Source organism: Salipiger sp., assembly GCF_059781815.1.
Genome location: NZ_JBYNAH010000051.1, coordinates 1 through 9,601, shown reverse-complemented (window position 1 = coordinate 9,601; position 9,601 = coordinate 1). Strand labels below are relative to the sequence as shown.

8 protein-coding genes are annotated in these 9,601 nt (G+C 65.2%); 5 read left to right on the top strand and 3 right to left on the bottom strand.

All coding sequences use genetic code 11. The features are described from left to right. Positions 1-90: 90 nt before the first annotated feature. The 3 genes from AC6RA4_RS08170 to AC6RA4_RS08160 are packed head-to-tail and all read right to left on the bottom strand — an operon-like array spanning position 91 to position 3,446. Entirely contained in the window at positions 91-1,074 is a 984-nt protein-coding gene (locus AC6RA4_RS08170) for a glucokinase (RefSeq protein WP_500159198.1), read from the bottom strand. Next, positions 1,071-2,402 (bottom strand): GH1 family beta-glucosidase, encoded by a 1,332-nt coding sequence (locus AC6RA4_RS08165; protein WP_500159196.1) that lies wholly within the window; start codon positions 2,400-2,402, stop codon positions 1,071-1,073. The genes AC6RA4_RS08170 and AC6RA4_RS08165 overlap by 4 nt, the downstream gene beginning before the upstream one ends. A gap of 12 nt (positions 2,403-2,414) precedes the next feature. Beyond that, positions 2,415-3,446, bottom strand: a complete 1,032-nt coding sequence (locus AC6RA4_RS08160) for a LacI family DNA-binding transcriptional regulator (RefSeq protein WP_500159194.1) — start codon at positions 3,444-3,446, stop codon at positions 2,415-2,417. Between the two features lie 251 nt (positions 3,447-3,697). On the opposite strand from AC6RA4_RS08160, the gene AC6RA4_RS08155 reads away from it, so the two are divergent. The 5 genes from AC6RA4_RS08155 to AC6RA4_RS08135 all read left to right on the top strand — a co-directional run. Further along, positions 3,698-5,062 (top strand): ABC transporter substrate-binding protein, encoded by a 1,365-nt coding sequence (locus AC6RA4_RS08155; RefSeq protein ID WP_500159192.1) that lies wholly within the window; start codon positions 3,698-3,700, stop codon positions 5,060-5,062. A gap of 85 nt (positions 5,063-5,147) precedes the next feature. Beyond that, a complete protein-coding gene (locus tag AC6RA4_RS08150) occupies positions 5,148-6,122 on the top strand; it encodes a carbohydrate ABC transporter permease (protein ID WP_500159190.1) in 975 nt (324 codons plus the stop codon). A gap of 2 nt (positions 6,123-6,124) precedes the next feature. Next, complete coding sequence (locus tag AC6RA4_RS08145) at positions 6,125-7,381, top strand: carbohydrate ABC transporter permease (RefSeq protein WP_500159188.1); 1,257 nt, start codon at positions 6,125-6,127, stop codon at positions 7,379-7,381. 15 nt (positions 7,382-7,396) lie between these two features. After that, positions 7,397-9,052, top strand: a complete 1,656-nt coding sequence (locus AC6RA4_RS08140; RefSeq protein ID WP_500159186.1) for an alpha-amylase family glycosyl hydrolase — start codon at positions 7,397-7,399, stop codon at positions 9,050-9,052. Between the two features lie 19 nt (positions 9,053-9,071). After that, on the top strand, positions 9,072-9,601 hold a 530-nt coding region (locus AC6RA4_RS08135; RefSeq protein ID WP_500159184.1), incomplete at its 3' end, for an ABC transporter ATP-binding protein.

The window sequence follows — 9,601 nt, the reverse complement described above, 5'->3', positions numbered from 1 at the left end:
CTTTTGGCTCGCTCGATAGGGTCGGAGGTGCTCCTGAGCGGAGTGTGATGGTATCAATAGCGCTTGAGATGAAAAAACAAGGTTACGCGGTCACTGGCCCTGCAATTGCAACTGCTCGGTGAGGTGACATGCACAACCGGTGAGCGCCGCAAAGTCATCTGTCACCAGATGAACCGGAAACTGATCCATGAAGGTGCTGAAGCGGCCCTTGTCGCGGAACCCTTCGGTAAAGCCGTTTTCGAGCAGGTAGGGGCCGAAATGCCGCGCCACGCCGCCGATCAGGTAAAGACCGCCGAAGGGCAGGGTGATCAGCGCCAGATCGCCGCAGACCCGGCCCAGCAGACGCGAGAAGGTCTCGACGGCGCGGGCGGCGCGGGGATCGCCCGCTTCCTTCAGTGCCATGATCTCGGCGGCGGATTTGTCGATCTCGGCGGCCTCGGTGATGCCATCCTCGTCGCAGAGCCAGTTCCAGATCCGCTCGAAGCCGCGCCCCGAGAGGAAATGCTCGACACCGGCGCCGTCATGCTTGCGCGAGACGTACTGGAACAGCCGCAGCTCGTCATCCGAGCGCAGCGCCAGGGTGGCGTGGCCGGCCTCGGCGGGCGGCACCAGCGTCTGCTCGCCAAGGCGATAGACCGGCGCCGCGTTCATGCCGGTGCCGACGCCCACCACCAGCCGCGCGGAATGCGCGCTGGCGGGCTCGCCCTTGTGCAGCATGGTGAGGTTCTCGGGCGGGAGGTGGCCCAGTGCGTGCCCCTGCGCCTGCAGGTCGTTCAGCACCGCGAGCGTGCCGGCGCCGGTGGCCTCGTGCAGGATCTCGCGGTTCACCTCCCAGTCGAGATTGGTGAGCTTGCCGGCGCTGTCGCGCACCGGGCCCGCCATGGCGACGCAGACGGCGTCCGGCTCGATCTCGGCGGCCTCCAGATAGTCGCGCAGCACTGCACCGATGCCGTTCCATTCCGAGTTGCGGTAGCGCTTGATGCTGGCCTCGCGCACGGACGGACCTGCGGCCAGAGCGACGCGCGTGTTTGTTCCGCCGATATCGGCGAGGACTGCGGTGATTGGCTTGCTCATGATCTGCCCTCCGTTAGCGCTCCCTTCAGCGCGTGGTAGGAGGCTTTTGGCAGCCGCGCAAGGGTGTCGAAGTCCACATGCACGAGGCCGAAGCGTTTGTCGTAGCCAAAGCTCCACTCGTAATTGTCGAGCAGAGACCAGACGAAATAGCCTTTCACCGGCACGTTGCGGGCAATGGCGCGGCGGACATCGGCAAGATGTGCCTCGAGATAGGCGATGCGGTGTTCGTCCGGCACCTCGCCGCCGACGATGTCGTCATGTGCGGCCATGCCGTTCTCGGTGATGTAGATCGGCAGCTCGCCGGTATATTCCCGCGCCGTGCGCTCGAGAAAATTGAGCAGCCCCTCGGGATAGATCTCCCAGTCCATGTAGGTCTTGGGCAGGGTGCCTTTGACCTCCCGAACCGCGGGCCAGGGGCCGGTGTCGGCGGCAAGGAGCTTGCGGGTGTAATAGTTGATCCCGCACCAGTCGATCGGCTGCGAGATCAGCGCCATGTCGTCCTGCCAGTTCTTCGGCAGGTGCGGCTCGAGCCCGTCGAGCACGATCTGCGGGTATTCGCCCTTGAACACGCCGCCCATGAACCAGCGGTTGTAGATGCCGTCATAGCGCGCCGCCGCCTGGTAGGCCTCTTCCGAGCCGTCCGCCGGATCGGCCCATTCGAGGTTGAACACGCCACCGAGGTTCGACATGCCAAGCCCGCGCATCACCTCGATCGAGCGCCCATGCGCCAGCAGCACGTGGTGCATCGCGCGCGCTGCGGCGCGGATGTCGCGCAGGCCGGGCGCGTGGGCGCCGTAGAAATGGCTGAGCCACGCCACGCACCATGGCTCGTTGATCGGGGCGACCGTCTCCATGCGGTCGCCGAGCGTCGACATCACCACCTCGGTGAAATCGCCGAACCACTGCGCGATGTCGCGGTTGCGCCAGCCGCCAAGATCGGCCAGAGCCGAAGGCAGCTCCCAGTGGTAGAGCGTGGCATAGGGCTTGAGCCCGCGCTCGAGCATCGCGTCGGTGAGCCGGTCGTAGAAATCGAGCCCCTCGGCGTTCACCTCGCCGCGGCCCTCGGGCAGCACCCGCGCCCAGGAGATCGAGAAGCGGTAGGCGTCGAAGCCCGCAGCTGCCACGAGGTCGAGATCCTCGGCATAGCGGTGATAGTGGTCGCAGGCGACGTCGCCGTTCTCGGCGCGCACCACGTTGCCGGGCGTATCGGCGAAATCGTCCCAGTGGGTGCGGCCGGCGCCGCCGAACTTGTGGCCTTCGATCTGGTAGCTCGAGGTCGCGGTGCCGAAGGTGAAGCCTTCGGGAAAGTCCTTTCGGGTCAAGAGCATGATGTTTAAATCCTAATCCGGTTTCGGGGCAGGGCCGGTGGACCCGCCGATGATCAGCTGTGCTTCGAGCAGATGGGTTTCGGGATCGCGCGCCGGCGCCGCGATGTGGCGCAGCAGCATCTCGGCGGCGAGCCGCCCGGCCTCGCGCACCGAGGAGCGGGTGGCGGTGAAGATCGGCATGTCGCGGCCATTGGCGAGATAGCTCAGATCGTCGTCATGGGTGATGACCGAGACGTCGCGGCCCATCTCGAGCCCGGCCTCGTGGATCGCCCGGCGGATGCCGATGGCGGTGATCAGCGAGGAGGTCAGGAAGGCGGTGGGCGGCTGCTCGCGCGCCAGCATCTGCGCCGCCGCGCGGTAGCCGAAGGGCTCGGTCATCTCTTCCCCGCGCATGAGCGCGGGGTCGGGGGCGATGCCGCGCTCGGTCAGCGCCTCCTCATAGCCGATGCGGCGGCGATAGGCGAAGTCCATGAACTCGAGCCCGTTCAGCAGCGCGATCCTGCGATGGCCGAGATCGAGCAGGAAGGCGGTGGCGCGCTTGAAGGCGCTGGAATTGTTCATGTCGATCCAGCTGTAGGGGATGTCGAGCTCGGAGGCGCGGCCATGCACCACGAAGGGCAGGTCGAGCCCGCGCAGGAAGGGGATGCGCCCGTCGGCCATCTTGGGGCCGTGCACGATGATGCCGTCGACATGGCCCTTGGCCTTGAGGCGGCGGTAATTGTCGGCTTCGTCCTCGTCGCCCGAGAGCGACAGCGTCATGTCGTAGCCCGCCTTGAGATAGGCCTCCGAGGCGCCGGCGATGAAATCCCCGAACACCGGGTTCACCATCTCGTGCTGGGTCGAGATCGGGATCACGTGGCCAATCGCCATGGCGCGCCCCGTCGCCAGCCCCTTGGCGCGGGCATTGGGCGAATAGTTCAGCGCCCGCGCGGCCTCGGCCACGCGCTTGCGGGTCTGTTCGCTGACTTCCGGATAGCCGTTGAGGGCGCGACTCACGGTGGTCTGGGACAGTCCGAGATGGGCGGCGAGTTGCTTCAGATTCATGGCGGGATCTTCCAAAGCGCTTCGGATGACCGTCACCATAGACCCAAAACCTGGCGGACGAAAAGGGATTTTGTTTTCGCCCTCGAAAGCTGCAGTGCAGCATGGAAAACGTAGAAAAAGAATGCGTATCGCGATTGACTTGCGGTGGCAAAAGAGCAACCCTCGGCCAACTTCAAAGCGCTTTGGGGTGACTCGCCTCAAAGCGGTGAACGCGCGATCCCTAATCGCGAAACCGTGGAGGACGATCACCCATGAAGTATCTCTCGAAACGCACGTTTCTAGGCAGCGCCGCAATCGTTGCGCTGTCCGCCGGCGCGGCGCTCGCCCAGTCCATGCCATTCGAGGTGGGCGAGGGCGACTTCCAGTGGGACAGCTACGAGGCCTTTGCCGACCAATACGACCTTGCCGGCCAGACCGTCGAGATCACCGGCCCGTGGACCGGCAACGAGAAGGAGAAGGTCGACATCGTCTTCAGCTTCTTCGAGAAGGCCACCGGGGCAAAGGTCAACTACTCCGGCTCCGACAGCTTCGAGCAGGACATCGTGATCTCGGCCCGCGCCGGCACCGCGCCGAACCTCGCGGTGTTCCCGCAGCCGGGCCTTGCCGCCGACATGGCCAGCCAGGGCCTGCTGACGCCGCTCCCGGACGACACCGCCGACTGGGTGTCCGAGAACTTCTCGGCCGGCGACAGCTGGGTCGATCTGTCGACCTACGCGGGCCCCGATGGTGAGGATCACGTCTACGGCCTTTTCTACCGCGTCGATCTCAAGAGCCTCGTGTGGTACTCGCCCATCGCCTTCGACGAGATGGGCTACGAGATCCCCGAAAGCATGGAAGAGCTCAAGGAACTCACCGAGCAGATCGTCGACGATGGCGGCACGCCCTGGTGCATCGGCCTGGGCTCGGGCGCGGCCACCGGCTGGCCGGCGACCGACTGGGTCGAGGACCTGATGCTGCGCATGCACGAGCCGCAGGTCTATGACCAGTGGGTGACTAACGAGATCCCGTTCAACGACCCGCAGGTGGTCGAGACGATTGACGAGTTCGGCTGGTTCATCCGCAACGACGAGTTCGTCCGCGGCGGCGCGCAGGCCGCGGCCACCACCGATTTCCGCGACAGCCCCTCGGGCCTCTTCGCGGTGCCGCCGACCTGCTACCTGCACCGCCAGGCGAGCTTCATCCCGGCCTTCTTCCCCGATAGCGCCGAGCTTGGCGACAATGTCGATTTCTTCTACTTCCCGTCCTACGAGGAGAAGGATCTCGGCAACCCGGTGCTGGGTGCGGGCACGCTGTTCTCGATCACCAAGCCCTCCGAGGCGACCGACGTGATGCTCGAGTATCTCAAGCTGCCGATCGCGCATGAGTTGTGGATGGCGCAGGACGGCTTCCTCACCGCCCATGCTGGCGTCAACCCGGAGGTCTATGCCACCGACGCGCAGCGCGCCATGGGCGACATCCTCGCCGAGGCGACCACCTTCCGCTTCGACGCCTCCGACCTGATGCCGGCCGAGATCGGCGCCGGCGCCTTCTGGACCGGCATGATCGATTACGTGGGCGGCGCCGATGCCGAGAGCGTGACCGAGACCATCCAGAGCCGCTGGGACTCGATCCGCTGACGGTCTGACACCGTCCCGAAGATTCCCCCGTGCCCGTCGGGCGCGGGGGTGCCACGCATGAGGCTTACGGCGAGGGGAGCACGCCATGTCACCGATCCTTCAGGGCATTCTGACCATCGTCATCGGGGTCGGCGGATGCGTGGGCTATTTCTACCTCTCCAACATCATCCTCGACCGGTTCATTTTCCCGCCACGCAAGGATGACCAGGGCCGCAACATCGCCCGCGCCACCGCGGTGCGCCCGTGGCTGTTCCTGATGCCCGCGATCCTCGCGCTGGGGCTCTACCTCGTCTACCCGGTGGTCGGCAGCTTCCTGCGCTCGCTTTACAACCGCTCGGGCAACGAGTTCGTCGGGCTTGGCAACTACATCCAGATGTTCTCCGAGCGCGGCTTTCGGGTGGCGCTGTTCAACAACTTCCTCTGGGTGCTCTTCGTGCCCGCCGCGGCGACCTTCTTCGGCCTGCTGGTGGCGCAGCTCACCGACCGCCTGAAATGGGGCAGCATCGCCAAGTCGCTGATCTTCATGCCGATGGCGATCAGCTTCGTCGGCGCCTCGCTGATCTGGAAATTCGTCTACGCGGTCGACCCGGATATCGGCATCATCAACGCGGTGCGCGACTATTTCGGGCTTGCCGCCATCGACCCGCTGCAGATCCCGTTCTGGAACAACTTCTTCATCATGATCATCATGATCTGGATGCAGACCGGCTTTGCCATGGTGATCCTCTCGGCGGCGCTGCGCGGAATCCCGGAAGAGACCATCGAGGCCGCCATCATCGACGGCGCCAACCCGTTCCAGATCTTCTTCCGCATCAAGATCCCGCAGATCGCAGGCACCATCGCCGTGGTCTGGACCACCATCACCTTCATGACCCTCAAGGTGTTCGACATCGTCTACACCATGACGGGGGGCAATTTCGATACCGAGATCCTGCCAAGCTACATGATGACCTACATGTTCCGCGATGACGGGCGCGCCACGGCGGTGGCCTTCGTGATCATGCTGATTGTCACGCCGGTGATGATCTACAACATCCGCCAGGCGCGCAAGGAGCTGTAATCATGGACAATATTGCAGGCCATAAATCCTCGCTCAGCCTCGTCACCAACCTCGCGGTGCTGTTTCTCGTGGTCATCTGGCTGATCCCCACGGTCGGCCTTCTGGTCTCGTCCTTCCGCGACCGCGCGCAGATCTCCGAGACCGGTTGGTGGGCGGCGATGTTCCCGGTGGAAAGCGCCGTGCGGATGCGCCCCGAGCCCGAGGGCGTTCGGCAGGATGGCGACTATTACGTTCTCGAGGGCAACGTCTTCGAGGCCGGGTCGGGCAGCGTTTCGGCCTTCGGCCTGACCGGGCGCGATCCCGGTGCCGCCAGCGCGGGCGAGACCTTCGCCTGGTACGAGGTCGAGGTGACCGAGGAAGACGGCGAGCTCGACGACGAGCGCATCGAAATCGCCTATCCCGCCGATGGCGCGCCCGAATTCCCCGAGGCCACGGAAGACGGCCTGCCGATCACGCCGGGCAGCGCGGTGCTGCAGCGCTCGCTGACCGTGGCCGAGAATGGCGATTTCGCCTATGTCAACGACGGCGAGATCAGCCGCGCACCCTCGCTCTACGTCGTGACCAAGCAGCCGCCGGATTTCGGCTGGCAGAACTACCGCCAGATCCTGACCTCGGACGGCATGGACCGCGCCTTCATCAACACGCTGACGGTGACGGTGCCGGCAACCGTGATCCCGATCCTGATCGCCGCCTTCGCGGCCTACGCCCTTGCCTGGATGGAGTTTCCCGGCCGGGGCTGGCTTGTCGCCGCCGTGGTGGGGCTTCTGGTGGTGCCGCTGCAGCTGGCGCTGGTGCCGATGCTGACGCTGCACAACAAGATCGGCATCGGGCAGAGCTTCCTCGGCATCTGGCTGGCGCATACCGGCTTTGGCCTGCCGCTCGCGGTCTACCTCTTGCGCAACTACATGATGGGCCTGCCGCGCGACATCATCGAGAGCGCCAAGGTCGACGGCGCCACCGATTTCCAGGTCTTCACCAAGATCGTGCTGCCGCTGAGCTTCCCGGCGCTGGCCTCCTTCGCCATCTTCCAGTTCCTCTGGACATGGAACGACCTGCTTGTCGCCAAGGTCTTCCTGCCCTCCAACAGCGAGAGCTGGGTGATGACCGTCAAGATCGCCGACGACCTGCTGGGCTCGCGCGGGGGCGACTGGGGCATCCTCGCCGCCGCCGCCTTCGTGTCGATCGCGGTGCCGCTGGTGGTCTTCTTCGCAATGCAGAAATACCTCGTGCGCGGCCTGCTGGCCGGCTCGGTGAAATAAGGACGAATACCCTACATGACCGCAAACCCGGACATGGGCGCCAAGCGCCACCTCAAGAAGGATCCCGACTGGTGGCGGGGCGCGGTGATCTACCAGATCTATCCGCGCAGCTACCAGGACAGCAATGGCGACGGGGTGGGCGACCTGCTGGGCATCGCCCAGCGGCTGCCTTATGTCGCCTCGCTCGGCGTCGACGCGATCTGGATCTCGCCGTTCTTCCGCTCGCCAATGGCCGATTTCGGCTATGACGTCAGCGATTACTGCGACATCGACCCGATGTTCGGCACGCTGTCGGATTTCGACACGGTGATCGAGACCGCCCACATGCTCGGCCTCAAGGTGCTGATGGACCTGGTTATCTCGCACAGCTCCATCGAGCACCCGTGGTTCAAGGAGAGCCGCAGCTCGAAGGACAACCCGCGCGCCAACTGGTATGTCTGGGCCGATGCCAAGCCCGATGGCACGCCGCCCAACAACTGGCTGTCGATCTTCGGCGGCTCGTCCTGGCAATGGGACCCGACCCGCTGCCAGTACTACCTGCACAACTTCCTGACCGAGCAGCCCGACATGAACTTTCACGAGCCAGCGCTGCAGGAGGCGCTGCTCGACGTGACGCGGTTCTGGCTCGATCGCGGCGTCGACGGCTTCCGCCTCGACACGGTGAATTTCTACTTCCACGACCGCGAACTGCGCGACAACCCGCCGCTGCCGCCGGAAGAGCGCAACCCGATCACCGCGCCGGCGGTGAACCCCTATACCTGGCAGAACCATCTCTACGACAAGACCCAGCCCGAGAACCTCGAGTTCCTCGCGCGCCTGCGCCAGCTGATGAACGAGTATGACGCCGCCGCCGTGGGCGAGGTCGGCGAGGATCTGCGCGGGCTCGAGGTGCTGGGCGACTACACGCGGGGCGACGAACACCTGCACATGTCCTACGCCTTCGACCTGCTTTCCGATCATGCGCCCACCGCCGCCTTCATCAAGCGCGTGATGGACGACATGGAAGAGAAGGCGCCGGGCGGCTGGGCCTGCTGGGCGTTTTCGAACCACGACGTGGTGCGCCATATCACCCGCTGGGACATCCCCGAGGAGGCGGCGCGACTCTACATCACGCTGATGATGTGCCTGCGCGGCTCCGCCTGCATCTACCAGGGCGAGGAACTGGCGCTGCCCGAGGCCGAGGTCGCCTTCGAGGATCTGCAGGATCCCTATGGCAAGCGCTTCTGGCCGGCCTTCAAGGGCCGCGACGGCGCCCGCACGCCGATGGTCTGGGACAGCAACGAGCACAATGGCGGCTTCAGCTCGAACATGCGCCCGTGGCTGCCGGTCAGCCACGCGCATCTCAGCCGCACCGTCGCCGACGAGGAGAAAGACCCGCTGGCGATGCTGCATCATTACCGCCGGGCGATCTCGTTCCGGCACAGCCATGAGGCGCTCAAGAAGGGCACCATCTCGGAGGTGCGCTGCGAGGGTCCGGTGCTGACCTTCCGCCGCGGCCTCGGCGACACGGAACTGTTCTGCGCCTTCAATATCAGCGACGCACCGGCGACCATCGACGCGCCGGCGGGAAACTGGCATCAAATCGGAGCTGAGCTCGGATCGGCCGGACCGGCGCCTGACGGCAAGCTGCATTTCGGGCGCTGGCAGCCCGTTCTGGCGCTGAAATCTTGATCTCGGAGGGGGTACGCAAATGGCCGATCTGAAACTGACGGATGTGGGCAAGACCTATGGCGGCGCCGTCGAGGTGCTCAAGCATATCGATCTCGATATCAAGGCGGGCGAGCTGATCGTCTTCGTCGGCCCCTCGGGCTGCGGCAAGTCAACGCTGCTGCGCATGATCGCGGGGCTCGAGAAGATCACCGCCGGCACGCTCGAGATCGACGGCCAGCGCGTGAACGACGTGCCGCCGGCGCAGCGCGGCATCGCCATGGTGTTCCAGAGCTACGCCCTCTATCCGCACATGACCGTGCGCGAGAACATGTCGTTTGCGCTGCAGATCGCCAAGAAGAGCAAGGACGAGATTCGCGAGTCGGTGGAGCGCGCCGCCAGGATGCTGCAGCTCGAGCCTTACCTGGATCGTCTGCCCAAGGCGCTCTCGGGCGGCCAGCGCCAGCGCGTCGCCATCGGCCGCGCCATCGTGCGCGACCCCAAGGTCTACCTATTCGACGAGCCGCTCTCGAACCTCGACGCGGCGCTGCGCGTGGCGACCCGGATCGAGAT

Coding starts and splice junctions, on each gene's coding strand:
- AC6RA4_RS08145 (WP_500159188.1), top strand. CDS start 6,125: ATGGACAATATTGCAGGCCATAAATCCTCGCTCAGCCTCGTCACCAAC.
- AC6RA4_RS08165 (WP_500159196.1), bottom strand. CDS start 2,402: ATGCTCTTGACCCGAAAGGACTTTCCCGAAGGCTTCACCTTCGGCACC.
- AC6RA4_RS08140 (WP_500159186.1), top strand. CDS start 7,397: ATGACCGCAAACCCGGACATGGGCGCCAAGCGCCACCTCAAGAAGGAT.
- AC6RA4_RS08170 (WP_500159198.1), bottom strand. CDS start 1,074: ATGAGCAAGCCAATCACCGCAGTCCTCGCCGATATCGGCGGAACAAAC.
- AC6RA4_RS08155 (WP_500159192.1), top strand. CDS start 3,698: ATGAAGTATCTCTCGAAACGCACGTTTCTAGGCAGCGCCGCAATCGTT.
- AC6RA4_RS08150 (WP_500159190.1), top strand. CDS start 5,148: ATGTCACCGATCCTTCAGGGCATTCTGACCATCGTCATCGGGGTCGGC.
- AC6RA4_RS08160 (WP_500159194.1), bottom strand. CDS start 3,446: ATGAATCTGAAGCAACTCGCCGCCCATCTCGGACTGTCCCAGACCACC.